12 protein-coding genes are annotated in these 16,871 nt (G+C 68.9%); 6 read left to right on the forward strand and 6 right to left on the reverse strand.

Annotated elements, in window-relative coordinates; genetic code table 11:
• Positions 1-221: 221 nt before the first annotated feature.
• Positions 222-446: a GntR family transcriptional regulator gene (locus ACFYQ5_RS05985; RefSeq protein WP_389193723.1), complete on the reverse strand. Its 225-nt coding sequence runs from the start codon at positions 444-446 to the stop codon at positions 222-224.
• Positions 447-692: 246 nt separating this feature from the next.
• Positions 693-881 carry a hypothetical protein gene (locus tag ACFYQ5_RS05990; RefSeq protein WP_389193725.1) on the reverse strand — a complete coding sequence of 63 codons (189 nt, stop codon included), beginning with the start codon at positions 879-881 and terminating at the stop codon, positions 693-695.
• A gap of 229 nt (positions 882-1,110) precedes the next feature.
• Between ACFYQ5_RS05990 and ACFYQ5_RS05995 the strand changes: the two genes are divergently transcribed.
• The 6 genes from ACFYQ5_RS05995 (at position 1,111) to ACFYQ5_RS06020 (ending at position 8,030) form a co-directional block, all read left to right on the forward strand.
• Positions 1,111-1,896, forward strand: coding sequence for a class I SAM-dependent methyltransferase (locus ACFYQ5_RS05995; protein ID WP_389193728.1), 786 nt, complete (start codon positions 1,111-1,113; stop codon positions 1,894-1,896).
• Positions 1,893-4,544 (forward strand): SUMF1/EgtB/PvdO family nonheme iron enzyme, encoded by a 2,652-nt coding sequence (locus ACFYQ5_RS06000; RefSeq protein WP_389193731.1) that lies wholly within the window; start codon positions 1,893-1,895, stop codon positions 4,542-4,544. The genes ACFYQ5_RS05995 and ACFYQ5_RS06000 overlap by 4 nt, the downstream gene beginning before the upstream one ends.
• Positions 4,541-4,804, forward strand: coding sequence for a hypothetical protein (locus tag ACFYQ5_RS06005; RefSeq protein WP_389193733.1), 264 nt, complete (start codon positions 4,541-4,543; stop codon positions 4,802-4,804). Before ACFYQ5_RS06000 ends, ACFYQ5_RS06005 begins: the two co-directional genes overlap by 4 nt.
• Complete coding sequence (locus ACFYQ5_RS06010; RefSeq protein WP_389193736.1) at positions 4,801-6,084, forward strand: hypothetical protein; 1,284 nt, start codon at positions 4,801-4,803, stop codon at positions 6,082-6,084. Before ACFYQ5_RS06005 ends, ACFYQ5_RS06010 begins: the two co-directional genes overlap by 4 nt.
• 365 nt (positions 6,085-6,449) lie before the next feature.
• Positions 6,450-7,442, forward strand: a complete 993-nt coding sequence (locus tag ACFYQ5_RS06015) for a MarR family transcriptional regulator (RefSeq protein ID WP_389193738.1) — start codon at positions 6,450-6,452, stop codon at positions 7,440-7,442.
• 129 nt (positions 7,443-7,571) lie between these two features.
• Complete coding sequence (locus tag ACFYQ5_RS06020; protein WP_389193741.1) at positions 7,572-8,030, forward strand: hypothetical protein; 459 nt, start codon at positions 7,572-7,574, stop codon at positions 8,028-8,030.
• A 109-nt stretch (positions 8,031-8,139) separates the two neighbouring features.
• Here ACFYQ5_RS06020 and glgB read toward each other — a convergent pair whose 3' ends face one another.
• The 4 genes from glgB to ACFYQ5_RS06040 all read right to left on the reverse strand — a co-directional run bounded on the left by glgB (position 8,140) and on the right by ACFYQ5_RS06040 (position 16,205).
• Positions 8,140-10,581: a 1,4-alpha-glucan branching enzyme gene (gene glgB, locus ACFYQ5_RS06025; protein ID WP_389193743.1), complete on the reverse strand. Its 2,442-nt coding sequence runs from the start codon at positions 10,579-10,581 to the stop codon at positions 8,140-8,142.
• Positions 10,582-10,676: 95 nt separating this feature from the next.
• Positions 10,677-12,119: a maltokinase gene (locus ACFYQ5_RS06030; protein WP_389193745.1), complete on the reverse strand. Its 1,443-nt coding sequence runs from the start codon at positions 12,117-12,119 to the stop codon at positions 10,677-10,679.
• A 274-nt stretch (positions 12,120-12,393) separates the two neighbouring features.
• Positions 12,394-14,100: a maltose alpha-D-glucosyltransferase gene (treS, locus tag ACFYQ5_RS06035; RefSeq protein ID WP_389193748.1), complete on the reverse strand. Its 1,707-nt coding sequence runs from the start codon at positions 14,098-14,100 to the stop codon at positions 12,394-12,396.
• Entirely contained in the window at positions 14,097-16,205 is a 2,109-nt protein-coding gene (locus ACFYQ5_RS06040) for a maltotransferase domain-containing protein (protein ID WP_389193751.1), read from the reverse strand. The genes treS and ACFYQ5_RS06040 overlap by 4 nt, the downstream gene beginning before the upstream one ends.
• Positions 16,206-16,871: the final 666 nt, after the last annotated feature.

The raw sequence follows: 16,871 nt of genomic DNA on the forward strand, positions 1-16,871 counted from the left end.
TGGCAGCCGTCCAGGCATCCTCCACGATCCCCGCGGTGGGCGGCCTTGAGCGAGGCGTGCATCAGCACCGTGAACGGAGAAGCGCGCGTTCAGGGCCCGGCAGGTGCTCACCACGACGGTGCCGTAGACCACGGAGTCGGCCCGCACGATGAGTAACCCCATCGCACCGCAGAGCTTGGGTCGTGCGCACCGTCTCGGCGACGGAGGCGGCCAGGTACACCTCAGCGCGATACGAACGATCCCTGGCCCAGCACGGTGTACAGACGCCCTTCCTGCCGGAGGGCGACCACGGCCTTCTGCGCCGTCGACTGACTGACGTCGAATTCTGCGGCCAGCGCCACTGTGCCGGGGAAGCGTGTGCCGGGTTCGTAGTGGCCGGCATCCAAGCGTCGGCGCAGCTCATCGGCTACCTGGGGCCACACGGGGACGGAGCGGTCAAGGTTCATATCTTCAGCGTGAGCGAGTTCGCGAAAATGTGCTATCGCGGTTACGCGTTAGTGCGGTATCGCGCTTACGCATAATGAGCTGAGGAGGTGCCCCGGCGACCGCTGGAACCTGTCCGGAGGGCGTGCAGACACCGGTTGGATGGAGTCAGCGACATGACAGAACTTACGTGCGAAGCCCTTGCCTCGACCTGCGAAGCGGGCGCCTGTGAATGCGTGCACGGATTGCGCGCCTGTGGGGGAGGTGGGCTACGAGTAGTACAGGAGACCTGTGGTCATGCCTCCCTTGGCAGTACGGCACCCGGTGGGAAGCTTCAGGAGATCGCCGACCGGTACGCGCTGGAAACCGGCGCGGCGATTGAAGAGCTTGTAGGGGACGTGCTGAGCGACGGGACAGCCCCCGATGTCGAGCTCGCGGCGTTCGCACCCGTACTCCATGCGGCACTCCGCGACGTTCTTGCCGTGGCGATGCGAGAGTAGGCCTCACCCCGGCCTTGGACGAGGTGCCGTGCGTCGGGGTGGCGGGGCATCTCGCCCACGAGTGACGGAGAAGGTGCGCCGCTGGACCGGCGAGGGACAGCGGCGCATTACACACTGTTGTTGACGCCGCACACCGCGATAGCCTTTCGCTGTCCACCGCACCAGCCGGTGACGCGCGAGGGGGATCGTGGAGCAGCGCGATGTGCAGGGCCACTATGAACAACTGGCCGCCGAGTACGACGAGCACTGGGTGTACGGGCCGGACTACATTCGCTGGATGGCTGCCCGAATCGCCGAAGCGTTGCGGCTCACGGCTGATGACCGTATGGCCGACATCGGTTGCGGCACGGGACTGTTCGCGCGAAAAGTGGCGAACCAGGTCCGGCCCGGCCATCCTGTTCTGTGCGCCGACCCGTCGGAAGCGATGCTGCGCCAGATCGGTGTGCCGCCCCCGCCGGATCTGACGCCGGTTGTCGCTTCGGCGGAGGACATCGCGGAAGGCACCATCGACCTGCCCTTGGGCCAGCTCGATGCAATGTGGTTGAAGGAATCGGTACACCACCTCGCTGATCCGGCCCGGACGTTGCGTGGTCTGGTCAGTCGTCTGGCACCGGGTGGGCGTCTGTTGGTGGTCATGCTCCCGGCCACGATCCGGTATCCGTTGTTCAAAGCGGCTCTCACCCGTTTCGAGGAGCTCCAGCCGGACCCGGCGGACATTGCGGAGCATCTGTCGGCCGCCGGCATGGAGGCCGAACTCGTCCATGTCGAGCATGAGCTGTGCATCGACCGGGACAAGTATTTCGGCATGGTGCGTGCTCGCTACATGTCCCTGCTCTCCACTTTCAGCGACGCCGAGATCGACGAGGGGATCGAAGAGATGGCAGCTGCCCACCCCGGGCCCGTCCTCACGTTCCCCGATCGGTTCGCCTTTGTCCGAGGCCAATTGGGGACACTACGAGGTGAAGGCACGTGAGTACCGTGGTCGATGAACGGCTGCGTCGGCTTCGAGGGGAACTCGACGATCATTCGCGGATCGCGGACCACTTGGGGCTCGACCTGGAGCGCCCCTTACGTTCCCTCAACGATGGCTATCCCGAGAACGCCGTTGCGCTTGTCGGTAAGCTGACCGAGAAGCTCCTCAAAGAGTTATGGCGTCACCACAACATCGAGGGCGACCCCACGACCAAGGCACTGAACGACCTGGTCAAGCGCTGTCGTCCGCATATCCGTAGCAGCACCGTGATGGACGCACTCGAGGACATCCGTCGCCTTCGCAATCGCTCCACGCATGACGGATACGACATCAGCGATGAGGACGGGCTACTGGCCGTGCGCCGTCTCGTCGACGTACTGGTCTGGTTCACGAATACGGGAAGCGCCGCTCTTCTCGGCGGGGAGCCGGACGTGGCCCCCGAAGTGGCCCGGCGCTGTGAGTTCCTGGCGGGCCTCTACGTCACTTTGGGCTATAGGCAGGCCAAGCGCTTCGTTCTCAGCCCCGACACCGTCTACCAGTTGTTCTGCCGTGAGTCGGGTATGCGGCTGGAGTACGTGGAACTCATGCTCTCCCAGGACGTGGACGATCTGAGCACGGTCCTCGCCTCCAGTGGCGGCGAGTTGCTGCGTACCAAGCTGCCCAAGCTCACCAGGTTCGTGGTCCTGGAGGAGGACAACGACAGCGCGACATCCGTCGGACTCCGTAATCTGCTCGGACTGGACTTCCGGATCGTCCGCTACGACGGTTTCGTCGACACACTCGTCGACCTCGAGGCTCACCTCGGTGTCGTCTCACCCTCAGCCGGACCCGCCGAACCCCGGAGTCCGGTCAATGCCGCCGTGCTGTCCACCGACCCGCACACGGGTGAACCCCGAATGACGGAATCTGAGGACGCGGCAGAACTGCTCACCCGCCTCGCGCGGGGAAGTGCCAACGTGCTCGTCACCGGCCGTCCCGGAAGCGGGAAGAGCACTCTTCTGCGCTCCCTGGCGTCCAACCCCGAAACCCGCCGGTTCCGCTTCTACTTCGACCTCGGGCTCAAGCCCAAGGATGAGCCGTTCTCGGAGTACGCCGCGCGACTCCTCGCACCGGCCATGGCAGCAGACCGCTCCTGTGCCTACGATCTCTTCCTCTACCTCATCCGTTCCGGCACCGCACTCTGCGTGCTTGACGCGGTGGATGAGGGCGTCGAGGAGTCGAGCCCTGCCGGGTTCCTGAAACTCTTCGTGGATCTCGCGGCCGTACTTTCGGCCGAGTCCGCAGTAATCATGAGCTCGCGGGTGTCCTTCCTCGCTGACTCGCCGCAGGTCCGCCAGCTGTTGGACAGCGGTGCGGGCCGGTCCGAGCAGCTTGTGGAGCAGATGTACGCCAACGGCGTCGACCCGGCGAAGGTCCCGCACTTCCACCTCGTACGCCTTGCCGAACCCGACGCGACACCGTTGGAGAAGCGGCTCACCGCTTCGTTGGAGCTACCTTCCGGGACCCCACTCGCCGATGCTCTCGGCACGAACATCACCCGGACTCTGGCTGCGCATGGCCGAGCAGGTCTCGACGAGCGCATGCTCGACCTCCTCGGGCATGCCTTCCTCTCCGACAGGACCATGTTCTCCCTCCTTGACCTGCACCGGTCGTTGGGGCCCGCCGCGTTCACCGATGGCCGGCTCGACTTCGAGGCCTGTGTGCTCGCTCCCTTGCTGCGTATGGCCGGGCCCGACCATGTCGCGTTCGTGCACACCGCCTACCAGGAGTTGCTGGCCGCGCGGTACCTGGTCGCGGACGAGTACCGGGACGCGGCAGCGGACATGCCGGGCGGTGCATTTCTCACAGAGCAGGTGAGGGCGTTCCTCGCCGGAATTGCCGCCACATCGAGGACCGACGACTGCGTATTGCCGGCCGGGACGTACTTGGTCGGCCCGGCGGAACGGTTGCTCCTGCGCCGAGTCCCGGGATCTGTACGGTTCGACCGCGCCGCCGTGACGGTGGCGCGCTATCGCCGCTTCCTCGAAGTGCTGAACAGCGATGGCACCTCGCGCTGGGACCACCCTGACCAGCCGGCCAATGTCACACACCACCCCTGGACTGACCGATTGCGCGAGGCTGACTACTACACGGACGCACGATACGACGCGTATCCGGCCGTTTGCGTCAACTGGTGGAGCGCTTACGCCTTTGCTGCCTTCGAGGGCAAGAGGCTGCCTACGTCCTTGGAATGGGAAGCCGCGGCGCGCGGAACGGACGGGCGACTGTTCCCATGGGGCGACGACCCGGACGCCGGCTTGGTCAACTGCGCGGACTCATGGGTCGGGCACCCCGTGGTCACCTACCAGGCGTGGTACGAGGACTTCGCGGGTGACGCTGTACGCAGGGCATGGGTAACCCCGGCCACCGAACGGCCCGGCAACCGGTCTCCGTTCGGCATAGCGGACATGGTGGGCAACTGCTGGGAGTGGACGTCCACCAGCCTCGGCGATCCCGGCGAGGCCGTCATCTGCGGTGGTAGCTATGACAATCCGATGCGCGCAGTGCAGGCGAGCAGCAAGGGGATCTACCGGAAGCGCGGTGGAAGTAACGCGGTGGGCTTCCGATGCGTGAAAGACGTAACGGGCACCGAGGAGACGACTGTATGAGCGGCGAGCCCCGCCTCGGAACGATCATTGACCGGCGGTCGAGCGGCGGGGGAGTGAACGGCACCCTCGGGTCCTACATCGTTCAGGACGACGAGGACCAGCGGTATTACGGCTTCGACTACCGGCAGATCGTGACTGAAGGATTCCGGACCATCCGTACAGGAGAACGCGTCCGTTTCCATGTCTCGGGTGTCAGCCCCGACCGGGCGGAGTTCGTCATCCGTCTCGACCAGCCCGACCCGTCCGAGTACTACGGATGACCGCGCCGCCCCCGCCGCTCGAAACAGTCACCGGCGCCCGCCAGGAGCTGACGGTCGTCGTGCCCGTATGCCTGCTGCGGATCCCGGACTGGAGCCAAGGGCCGTTTCCGTTCGAGTTGGGCAGCCGACGCACCGATACCGAGACGAGGGCGACGTACTTCGCCCCCGCCTCCGCCCGCGTCCTGTACGGCACACCTGGCAGGCCCCGCCGTTGGCATCGGCCGGCCTCGGTCGTCCATGACGGTCTGCATCTCATCGGCATGGAGCTCCTCCGTACTGCCACCGCTCGTAACCCCGAACACGCCCTCGCCGTACTGCATTTCACGGTGACCAGGTCTCTCCTGCCTGTGGTGCGTGCGATAGCCGGCCGGGCGGCCTCCCACGGCGAGGTAATCCCGACGCTCACCGGGCCGCTGGATCCTGGGGAACTTCTCACGGGCCTGGCCGAAGTCACCAGCGCGACGGGGACGTTCGCTCTCGCCCGCCCCTACACCGTCGCTTTCCTCACCCCTGAGGCCGGTCACGGTCCTGCGCTTCGGGCGGGCCCTGAGGGGGAACTGCCGGACAGTGCCGACCGCTGGCTGTGGCAGCTGGCGTCGCGCTCGACCCCGGCTGACTTCCCGCTCTCCCCGGAGACCGCCGCCATGGAGCTCGGTAAGGCCGTACGCATCTCGGCGGACTGGAGTGCCCTGGTGCTGCGGCAGGGAGCTGCCTTCCTCGGTCACCGTGCCGACACGGGGGAGGGGGACTTCTATGCGTTCGGCGCCCTGCACTCGCGCACCGTCTATCTGGATGCGCTGCTGCTCGGATCGCTGCAGCGCGACCATATCGACGAGCTCACCGACGAACTCTCGGACGTCTTCGACACCCGGCGACTGGCGCGGAGAGTGGCCACGCTGGAGCGCAACATCGCAGCCTTCCGAAGTACCTACTGGCGCCAGCACCTGACCGCCCACGGCCCGGCCAACGAACTGCTTCACGCCTTCCAGCACCAGCACCGGCTGCCCGAACGGTTCGGGGAGATCCTGGCGGAGGCCGCTGATTACAGCCGTTTGGTGCAGACGCAGGAGAGCCAGCAGATCAGCGGTGCGCTGGGGACGCTCACGATTCTGGGCCTGCCACTCGGAACCTCGCTCGGCGTGCTTCAAGTTCTCGGGGATGAATCCGTCAGTCACCTACTCGTTGCGCTCGGAATTTCCGTTGTAGTGACCGCTGGCGCTCTCGCGACGCGTTACGGGCGGCTGGTGCTCTCTTCGCTGCGCGGGGGAGGAAGGCCGTAGCTCACTCCGAAGCCCGAGTCCCGGAACTCGGGTCTCGGGGGACGGGGTTCGAGCGTCGGATGCGGTCCGGTCACTCTTTCGGGGGTACGTGTGAGGCCCCCGGCCCGGCGCTTGAGCTTCGGGATTCGGGGGTCGGAATCCGGGAGCCAAGATTCGAGCGGTGTTGTACATCCGGGGGGAAAAAAGAAGGGGTTGGGAAAACCTACCCACCCTCCCCACCCCGTCACGGCCAGCAAGTATGACTAATAGTGACCGGGTTGCGGCGCAGAGTCGCGGGTGCTTACGGTGCCCTCAACGAAACGACCCCGGCACGGTGTTAGCAGCACCATCCGGGGTCTCACCCCAAGATCGAAGAGGCCGATCCCGTGGCTACCCAGCACCCTAGCTCCGCCCTGTGCGCCCCCGCACCCTCACGCTCGTACCGCCAGGCCCGCACCGGCTACGGCAAGCGCTCCGTGCCGGATCAACCGGCGCCTCAGGCGTCCGACTTCGCCCTCCTCCCCGAGCGCGAGCGGTACGTCGCCGGGTACGTGGACCATCTCCCCGACGGTGCGGCCATGGATATCAAGTCGCTCGCCAAGGACCTCCCGCTGTACGGACAGATGGCCATCGGCACCGCCCTGCGCACGCTCGCGGTCGCCGGGCATCTCCGTCACGTACGTTGCCGCGTCGAATCGCTCGGCCAGAGCCGCTGGGTGACCCGTACGTACTGGTCCCGTGCCGCCCGCGACAACGAGTGGTGGGCCAACCACCTCACAGGCGAGGCGACCGGGGGAGAGGGCTCGTCCGTGCAGGAAGCGCCCGCACCGCCGCCGCCCTGGGTACCTGCTGAAGAGCCGGTCTCCGTACCGCAGCAGAGGCAGACGGCCGACCCGGCCTCGGACGACTCCGCTCCCTCGCCCGCCTACCTTGCCCTCGCCCGGCTCGGCCGCATCGAACCCAGGCTGGCACTCTCCGCCGGGGACTGCGCCGCGCTGGAGCGGTTCGCCGCGGAGTGGTTCGCCCGTGGGGTGGACGCCGACTACCTCACCCAGGCCCTGACCTCCGGCCTCCCCTCCCCGATCGGCTCGCCCGTCGGCTTCGTACGTCGTCGCCTCATCGACAAACTCCCGCCCCGGCTGCCCGACGCTCCTCCCCCTGGGTTGGCCGCGCCCGAGGTGCGCCCGCTCCTGGTCGAGTGCGCGGAATGCGGTCGGCCCGGCCCGGCGGAGGCCCTCCCGGACGGCCTCTGCCGCCCCTGCCGCACCACCGTCCAGGCGGGGGCCGGAGCCATCGAGGACCCGGCGGCCGAACTGCCCGGTGGGCGCGACGTCAAGGCGCTGGTGGGCAGCATGCGCAACCTGATGCGGGCGCCCTGAGGGCTCCCAGGCAAGGGCCTTCCAGCCGTCGGCCGAGGCCGTCGGGAAGGCTGTCGGTGCGGCTGACTAGGCTCTTCCGGGACCCGGGGCGTGCCGAGCGCGCCGGGGGACACCGATCATGGGGGAACAATGCGCAAGACGCTTACCGCGACGGCCTTCGTTCTGGCGGCCGCTCTGCTGACGGGCTGCGGTGGTGGCGAGGAGAAGCCCGCCGACACCGGCAAGGCGGCGAGTTCCGCGAGTCCGCAGGCCGAGAAGTCGGAGGAATCCGGCGGCAGCGGCGTCTCTGAGGGCCCCTCGCACGAGGTCACCATCAAGATCGAGGGTGAGGGCACGGGCATCGTCATGTACACCCTCGACGAGTCCGAGACCCCGAAGGTGACCCTGCCCTGGTCGAAGACGGCCACCATCGCGGCGCGAGGCGCCGAGCAGGAGGTCGGCCGGCTGGTGATCGCTGCGCCCGGCCACATGATGACGGCCGACGGTACATACGCCCCCCGGGCGACGTGTTCGATCGTCTTTGACGGCAAGACGGTGGTCGACACCAAGAAGGACCCGGGCAAGCCCTGCTCGTACAAGTTCAAGTAGGGCAGGTCGCACTCGCTCGCAGGGGCGTCACGGGCGTCCCCTTCTCATCACCACGGGCGTGGTGCGGCGCACCCGGTTCCGTCCGGGTGCGCCGCCTGCTCCCCGGCCGTCAGGCCGGCCGCAGCCAGACCGTCGCCAGCGGTGGGAGCGTCAGCGTGATGCTGGTGTCCCTGCCGTGCGCCGGTACGGCCTCCGGCTTCAGCGGCTCCTCGTTGCGCACGTCGCCGCCGCCGTAACGGGCCGCGTCCGTGTTGATGACCTCCACCCAGGCCTCCGGGCCGTCCGGTACGCCGATGCGGTAGTCGTTCCGCACCACCGGGGAGAAGTGGGAGACGGCGATCAGCGGCGACCCGTCCGCGTCGTACCGCACGAACGCGAACGCGTTGTCCTCGGCGGCGCCCCCGTCGATCCAGCTGAAACCTTCCGGCACGGTGTCCCGCTGCCAGAGTGCGGGCAGCGCGTTGTACACCCCGTTGAGGTCCGTGACCAGGTTGCGTACGCCCCGGTGGTCGCCGGAGGCCTCGTACGTCTCGTCGAGCAGCCACCAGTCCGGGCCGTGGCCCTCGGACCACTCGGCGCCCTGCGCGAACTCCTGTCCCATGAAGAGGAGTTGCTTACCCGGGTGGGCCCACATGTAGCCGAGGTACGCGCGGTGGTTCGCCCGCCGCTGCCACCAGTCGCCGGGCATCTTGGTGACCAGCGCCTGCTTGCCGTGCACCACCTCGTCGTGCGAGATCGGCAGCACGTAGTTCTCGCTGTACGCGTACACCATCGAGAAGGTCATCTCGTCGTGGTGGTACTTGCGGTGGATGGGCTCCTTGGACATGTACACCAGCGAGTCGTGCATCCAGCCCATGTTCCACTTCAGGCCGAAGCCGAGACCACTGTGGTCCGTGGCGCGGGTGACGCCGTCCCAGGCGGTGGACTCCTCCGCCATCGTGACGACGCCGGGGTTGCGCCGGTAGACCGTCGCGTTCATCTCCTGGAGGAAGGCGACCGCGTCCAGGTTCTCCCGGCCCCCGTGCTCGTTCGGCGACCACTGGCCGTCCTCGCGGGAGTAGTCGAGGTAGAGCATGGAGGCCACCGCGTCGACCCGCAGGCCGTCGATGTGGAACTCCTCGCACCAGTACGTGGCGTTGGAGACCAGGAAGTTCCGCACCTCCTTGCGGCCGTAGTCGAACTCCAGCGTGCCCCAGTCCGGGTGCGCGGCCCGGTTCGGGTCGGAGTGCTCGTACAGCGGGCGGCCGTCGAACTCGGCGAGCGCCCAGTCGTCGCGGGGGAAGTGCGCCGGCACCCAGTCCATGAGGACGCCGATGCCCGCCGCGTGCAGCGCGTCGACCAGGAAGCGGAAGTCGTCCGGGGTGCCCATGCGGGACGTCGGCGCGTAGAAGCCGGTGACCTGGTAGCCCCAGGACCCTCCGAAGGGGTGCTCGGAGACCGGCATCAGCTCCACATGGGTGAAGCCCAGCTCCCGTACGTACGCCGGGAGTTGAGAGGCCAGCTGGCGGTAGCTGAGGCCCGGGCGCCAGGACGGCAGATGGACCTCGTAGACCGAGAACGGGGACTCGTGGACCGGGCGGTCACCCCGGTGGCCCATCCAGTCCTCGTCCTGCCACACGTGGTGCGACGCGGTGACCACCGAGGCGGTCGCGGGCGGCACCTCGGTGGAGCGGGCCATCGGGTCGGCGCGCTGGGTGTGCGAGCCGTCGGGCCTGCTGATGTCGTACTTGTACACGGCGCCTTCGCCGACGCCGGGGAGGAACAGCTCCCAGACGCCGGTGGAGCCGAGGGAGCGCATGGGGAGGGCCGTGCCGTCCCAGTAGGTGAAGTCGCCCGCGACGCGCACCCCCCGCGCGTTCGGTGCCCAGACGGTGAACCGGGTGCCCGCGACGCCCTGGTGCTCCATCGGCTGGGAGCCGAGTGCCTTCCACAGCTCCTCGTGCCTGCCCTCGCCGATCAGATGCAGATCGAGTTCGCCGATGGCGGGCAGGAACCGGTACGGGTCCTCCACCTCGATCGTGTTGTCGTCGTAGGCGACCCGCAGGCGGTACCCGTCGGGCACGGCGGGCAGTGGCAGGACGCCCGAGAAGAAGCCGTCACCGTCGCTCTGCAGCTCGGACTGCTTGCCCTCGGCCAGCACCGTCACCGAACGCGCGAAGGGGCGCAGCGCGCGGAAGAGCACTCCGCCCGAGGCCGGGTGCGCGCCCAGGACACCGTGCGGATCGTGGTGCTCACCGGCGAGCAGCCGGCCCCGGTCCGCGTCGTCCAGGGCGGGGGCCGGCAGCACGTTCTTGCTGCCTCCACCGCGCCGGGGCCGGGGCGGGGTCTTGGTGGCCGCCGCGGTCGTCTTCCTGGCCCGGGCCCGCTTGGCGGGCGGCGGAGTGGTCTCCGAAGTCGCGCCCCCGCCGGTGGCGGAAGCGGCGGCAGGAGCTGTGGCGGGAGCGGGGGCGGGCGCCGCGGCCGGGGCGGTGACCTCGGTGGTCACCGGCTTGGCCGTGGGCGGGACCTCGATGGGCTCGGACGGCTTGCGGGACGGCTTGCGGGCGGTCACAGAGACAGCCTCCTCGGAAGACTCGTAGGGCGCGGGGGATGGGCGGTGGGAAGTGGAGGTCACACGGTCACGGGGTGGGTGGAGGGAACGGGAGGTCACACGGGCGTGGCCGCCAGGCGCCGGATGGCGGCCATCGGCACCGGGAGCCAGTCGGGGCGGTGCCGGGCCTCGTACAGCACCTCGTACACCGCCTTGTCGGTCTCATGGGCGCGCAGCAGCTCCGGCTCGGAGCGCGGATCGGAGCCCGCCGCTGCGGCATAGCCCTCGCAGTACGCGGCACGGCAGCGGGCCGCCCATGCGGGGTTCCACGGATGGTGCGAGCGGGCCGCGTAGTCGAAGGACCGGAGCATCCCCGCGACGTCGCGCACGGTCGGCTGCGGACTGCGGCGTTCGGGCAGCGGCTTGGCCGGCTCGCCCTCGAAGTCGATCAGCGACCAGAAGCCGTCGTCGCCCCGCAGGGTCTGGCCGAGGTGCAGATCCCCGTGGACCCGCTGCGCCGCCCAGCCGCGCCCGGTGTCCCCGAGGGCCGCGACGGCGTCGAAGGCGGTGCGCAGCCCCGGTACGTGCGGGACGAGTGCCGGGACCGCCTGGGCGGCGGCCTCCAGGCGCTCCACCATCCCGGCCACCAGGTCCCTGGTGCGTTCGTGGGCCAGGGGCGGCGTCGGCAGTGCGGCGGCGAGGGCCGTGTGCACCTCGGCGGTCGCCCGGCCGAGCGCGTGCGCCTCGGGCACGAAGTCCCGCCCGGCGGCCAGGGCGGCCAGCGCGAGCTGCCAGCCGTCCTGGGCGCCGCGCAGGAACGGCTGCAGCACGCCGAGCGTGAGCGGCTCCGGGGCCGTCGTCGCCTCGAACCAGGCCACCGGAGCGGGCACCCGGCCGCAGCCCTCGCGGCCCAGCGCGAGCGGCAGCTCGAGGTCGGGGTTGGTGCCGGGGAAGACCCGCCGGAAGATCTTCAGGATGAGCGCGTCCCCGTAGACGAGCGAGGAGTTGGACTGCTCGGTGTCCAGGAAGCGCGGGGTGAGGTCCGGCGGGATGGGCTCCGCCCGGTCGAAGCGGAGGAGACCGAGGGATCCGGGCGTACGGAATCGTTCCAGCAGAAGGTCGGCGACGCGCGGGTCGTGCAGCCCCTCGTACAGGGTGCGGCCCGCCAGCGGACCGTCCGTGACCTGGCCGATCCGGGCGCCGGCCAGATGTGGGGGAAGCGTGGTGCGCACGCCGAGCAGGAGCTGGTAGCAGTCTCCCTGGGCATGCGCGGAGCGGCTGCTCGGCTGGTGCACCCGGACGAGTAGATGCAGCAGTCCGGGGGTCGTACCCGTGGTGTCCAGAGGCAGTATCTCGGTGCCCGCGACGAGGGAGAAGCCGGTGACCGGCTGCCCCTTGCCCGCGAACCACCGCTGCCGGGGCACCCACTCGTGGAGCAGCGGGGCGAGTGACGCCAGCAGGGCCGTGGGGCCCGTGGCACTCGTCGAATGTCTTCTTGTCGTCTTTCTCGATGTTGTGCTCTTCGCCAGGGCGACTCGAGTGGATGCAGCCTCCGACATGGCATCGCGTCCTTTCCCCGGGCACACCACAGGATGCGAAGAGTGTCCCGGATTGCGGCAATGGCTGTCCGGCTGTGCGGGACGTGTCGGGTGAGGAAATGTTCGTATGGACTCGATCAATGCTCGATCAATGGGCCACAAAGGGTCCAGAAGGGCCAGGAAGAGTCAGGAAGTGCTCGATATGGGAGGAGAGTGCCCCGTGCGGGGCGGCGGAAACCGCCCCGCGGGTGGCGCCCCGCAGGGCGAGGCGCCGTCAGCCGGCCGTCACCGGTGGTCAGCTGACCGGAGCATCCTTCCGCAGCCGGAACCAGTAGAAACCGTGCCCCGCGAGTGTCAGCAGGTAGGGCCACTGACCGACGGCGGGGAAGCGCACCCCGCCGATCAGCTCCACCGGATGACGCCCGTCGAAGGCCCGCAGGTCGAGCTCCGTCGGCTGTGCGAACCGCGAGAAGTTGTGGACGCACAGCACGAGATCGTCCTTGTACTCGCGGGTGAACGCGATCACCGCCGGGTTCGACGACGGCAGTTCGCTGTACGAGCCGAGGCCGAACGCCGGATTCTGCTTGCGGATCTCGATCATCCGCCGCGTCCAGTGCAGCAGCGACGACGGCGAGGCCATCGACGCCTCGACGTTGGTGACCTGGTAGCCGTAGACCGGGTCCATGATCGTGGGGAGGTAGAGCCGGCCCGGATCACTGGAGGAGAACCCGGCGTTGCGGTCGGGTGTCCACTGCATCGGGGTGCGTACGGCGTCACGGTCGCCCAGCCAGATGTTGTCGCCCATCCCGATCTCGTCCCCGTAGTAGAGGATCGGGGAGCCGGGCAGGGACAGCAGCAGCGCCGTGAACAGCTCGATCTGGTTGCGGTCGTTGTCCAGGAGTGGTGCGAGACGCCGGCGGATGCCGATGTTGGCCCGCATCCGTGGATCCTTGGCGTACTCCGCGTACATGTAGTCGCGCTCTTCGTCCGTGACCATTTCGAGCGTGAGCTCGTCGTGGTTGCGCAGGAAGATGCCCCACTGACAGCCCGACGGGATCTCCGGGGTCTTCGCCAGGATTTCCGAGACCGGGTAGCGGCTCTCGCGCCGTACGGCCATGAAGATGCGGGGCATCACCGGGAAGTGGAACGCCATGTGGCACTCGTCGCCGCCGGCCGTGTAGTCGCCGAAGTAGTCGACGACGTCCTCGGGCCACTGGTTGGCCTCGGCCAGCAGCACGGTGTCCGGGTAGTTGGCGTCGATCTCCTTCCGGACCCGCTTGAGGAAGCCGTGGGTCTCGGGGAGGTTCTCGCAGTTGGTGCCCTCGCGCTGGTAGAGGTAGGGCACCGCGTCGACCCGGAAGCCGTCGATGCCGAGGTCCAGCCAGAAGCGCAGGGCGGAGATGATCTCCTCCTGCACCGCCGGGTTCTCGTAGTTGAGATCGGGCTGGTGCGAGAAGAACCGGTGCCAGTAGTACTGCTTGCGGACCGGGTCGAAGGTCCAGTTGGAGGTCTCCGTGTCGACGAAGATGACCCGGGCGTCCGGGAACTGCTTGTCGTCGTCCGCCCAGACGTAGTAGTCGCCGTACGGCCCGTCCGGGTCCGTGCGGGACTGCTGGAACCAGTCGTGCTGATCACTCGTGTGGTTCATGACGAAGTCGATGATCACGCGCATGCCGCGCTGGTGCGCGGCATCGACGAACTCCACGAAGTCGGCGAGGTCGCCGAATTCGGGCAGCACGGCGGTGTAGTCGGAGACGTCGTAACCACCGTCGCGCAGTGGTGACTTGAAGAACGGCGGCAGCCACAGGCAGTCGACGCCCAGCCACTGCAGGTAGTCCAGCTTGGCGGTGAGGCCTTTGAGGTCACCGACGCCGTCCCCGTTGGAGTCCTGGAAGGACCGGACGAGTACCTCGTAGAAGACGGCGCGCTTGAACCAGTCGGGATCGCGGTCCTTGGCGGGAGTGTCCTCGAACAGGTCGTGGACAGGCTCATTGACGATCATGGTGTGGGTGACCCTCCGGTCGGCGGGGACGGTCGCAGGGCCGCGATGTGCGCCGGTGCCGTACCCGGCTCCAGACGCACATAGAAGGTCCTGCCCCAGTGATAGGTGTCGCCGGTGAGCTCGTCGCGCACCGGCACGCTCTCGTGCCAGTCGAGGCCGAGACGCGGCATGTCCAACGAGACCGTGGCCTCCTGGGTGTGGTGAGGGTCGAGGTTGACGACCACCAGGACGGTGTCCGGGCCGGAGCGCTTGCTGTAGGCGATCAGTGCCTCGTTGTCGACCGGGTGGAAGTGGACGTCGCGCAGTTGCTGGAGCGCCGGATGGCGACGCCGGATCCGGTTGAGCGAGGTGATCAGTGGAGCGAGCGAGCGGCCCTCACGTTCCGCCGACTCCCAGTCCCTGGGCCTGAGCTGATACTTCTCCGAGTTCTGGTACTCCTCGCTCCCGGGATGCACCGGGGTGTTCTCGTACAGCTCGAAGCCCGCGTACACACCCCAGGAGGGGGACAGCGTCGCGGCCAGCACGGCCCGGGTCCCGAAGGCGGGACGGCCGCCCTCCTGGAGGTAACCGGGAAGAATGTCGGGCGTGTTCACGAAGAAGTTGGGCCGCATGTACGAGGAACTCTCGCCCGAAAGCTCGGTGACGTACTCGGTGAGTTCCTGCTTCGTGTTACGCCAGGTGAAGTACGTGTACGACTGCTGGAAGCCGACCGAGGCCAGCGTGCGCATCATCGCGGGGCGGGTGAAGGCCTCCGCCAGGAAGATGACGTCCGGGTCGGTGCGGTTGATGTCGGCGATCACCTTCTCCCAGAAGACCACCGGCTTGGTGTGCGGATTGTCGACACGGAAGATCCGTACGCCGTGCTCCATCCAGAACCGCAGGACGCGCACGGTCTCCGTGACGATTCCGGGCATGTCCGTGTCGAACGCGATCGGATAGATGTCCTGGTACTTCTTGGGCGGGTTCTCGGCGTAGGCGATGGTTCCGTCCGGGCGGTGGTGGAACCACTCCGGATGCTCCGTCACCCAGGGGTGGTCCGGCGAGCACTGGAGGGCGAAGTCCAGCGCGATCTCCATCCGCAGGGTGCGGGCCGTCGCGACGAAGTGGTCGAAGTCATCGAGGGTGCCGAGATCCGGATGGACGGCGTCGTGGCCGCCCTCGGCCGAACCGATCGCCCAGGGCACTCCCGGGTCGCCGTCCCCGGGGGTGAGGCTGTTGTCGGGGCCCTTGCGGTGCGTGGTGCCGATGGGATGGATCGGCGGGAGGTAGACGACGTCGAAGCCCATCGCGGCGACTGCGGGAAGCCGCTCGGCGGCGGTCCGGAACGTGCCGCTGATCATCCGGGGAGCCGGCGGCGGGAGCTCCGCGCTGACGGCCGCCCGGGCCTTCTTCCGGGCGGGGGTGACCTTGGCGGGCGTGGCGGCGGTCTTCGTGGCCCGTGGCTTCCGGGCGGGCTTCGGGGGCGCCACCGGCTCCTCCCGCGCACCCTCGGAACGCGGGAACAGCTCGTACCAGGAGCCGTACAGGGCGCGCCGGCGCTCCACCGTCAGCGGCAGCGGCCGGGAGGCGGTGACCAGCTCGCGCAGGGGGTGGCGGCCGAGCGCCTCGTCCACCTCGGCGGTCAGCGCGGCCGCGAGCCGGCCGGCCGCCGGGCGTTTCGCGTCGCGCAGCGCGTCGACGGCGGCCAGCACGGCCTCCCGCCCGTCCTTCTTGGGTACGCCCTCGGCGGCGCGGGCGTACAGCTCGGCCCCCTCGTCGAGGACCAGCGCGACGTCGATGCCCGCCAGGATCTTGATCTGCGCGCGGGCGCGCCAGGTGGTGACCGGATCGCTCCACGCCTCGACGGTGTACGTCCAGCGGCCCTCGGACTCCGGGGTGACGTCGGCGCCCCACCGGTCCGTGCCCGGCGCGAGCTCACGCATCGGCGTCCAGGGGCCGGGCCGTCCGTTCGGGTCGCACAGGACGACGTTGGCGGCCACGGCGTCGTGGCCCTCGCGGAACACGGTGGCGCTGACCTCGAAGGTCTCGCCCGCGACGGCTTTGGCGGGCCGCCTGCCGCAGTCGACGAGCGGACGGACGTCCAGGACGGGAATGCGACCGATCATGGAATCACCTGGGGGTGGGAGCTCGGCATGCACGGCGCGCGACGTGGGCGTGAAGGGCTGACCGCGCGCGCCGCGATGGTGGGGTTGCGTCCTTTGTAGCTGCTCGGTTGTCGGCTGGCGGGCTGTGGGCATGGCCGCTCCTGTCCGCGTTCACTCGAATGGCACTCGAATGGCAGGTGCGCGGGCGGTTCGTGCTCGGACCGGGGCACCTGGGATGTGCAGCGCGGGGGTGACGGCCCGGTCCGCGACGGGCGGACCGGATCGTCACCGGGGGAGCCTTCCCACCGCTTTCGGGCGGCCAACCCGGCGGTGTGTTAACTCCTGGGTGCAACCGGTGCACACGCTGTGGGCCGCGCGCCGGTCCCCCGGCCGCCACGCGGGCACCTCCGCAGCCTTCCCTGTGGTGCGGGGTGCCACAAGCCCGAGCGAGGTGGGGAAATCAGCCATATCGCCCGTGACAGATGGGGGCGTAACTGGCGCATCTGGCCCATGCGGCGGCAGAGGTACGAGGGGCCGACGGGACCTCGGTGGCCGGAGTGGCGCGGGAGGTGGCAGGGAGAGGGCGCGCCCGGTGCAGCGCAGGGGAACGGGGGCGGGTGGACCGCGTCGGGGCGGACCCACTGAGCCGGTCGCGCGCCGTGGTCGCGTTCGGCGGCACGCCGCTAC

Source organism: Streptomyces sp. NPDC005794 (genome assembly GCF_042871445.1).
Lineage (GTDB): Bacteria > Actinomycetota > Actinomycetes > Streptomycetales > Streptomycetaceae > Streptomyces.

Excerpts from the sequence above, each read along its gene's own strand:
- ACFYQ5_RS05985 (WP_389193723.1), bottom strand. The coding sequence starts at position 446 with ATGAACCTTGACCGCTCCGTCCCCGTGTGGCCCCAGGTAGCCGATGAG.
- ACFYQ5_RS05990 (WP_389193725.1), bottom strand. The coding sequence starts at position 881 with ATGGAGTACGGGTGCGAACGCCGCGAGCTCGACATCGGGGGCTGTCCC.
- ACFYQ5_RS06005 (WP_389193733.1), top strand. The coding sequence starts at position 4,541 with ATGAGCGGCGAGCCCCGCCTCGGAACGATCATTGACCGGCGGTCGAGC.
- ACFYQ5_RS06010 (WP_389193736.1), top strand. The coding sequence starts at position 4,801 with ATGACCGCGCCGCCCCCGCCGCTCGAAACAGTCACCGGCGCCCGCCAG.
- ACFYQ5_RS06020 (WP_389193741.1), top strand. The coding sequence starts at position 7,572 with ATGCGCAAGACGCTTACCGCGACGGCCTTCGTTCTGGCGGCCGCTCTG.
- ACFYQ5_RS06030 (WP_389193745.1), bottom strand. The coding sequence starts at position 12,119 with ATGTCGGAGGCTGCATCCACTCGAGTCGCCCTGGCGAAGAGCACAACA.
- treS (WP_389193748.1), bottom strand. The coding sequence starts at position 14,100 with ATGATCGTCAATGAGCCTGTCCACGACCTGTTCGAGGACACTCCCGCC.
- ACFYQ5_RS06040 (WP_389193751.1), bottom strand. The coding sequence starts at position 16,205 with ATGATCGGTCGCATTCCCGTCCTGGACGTCCGTCCGCTCGTCGACTGC.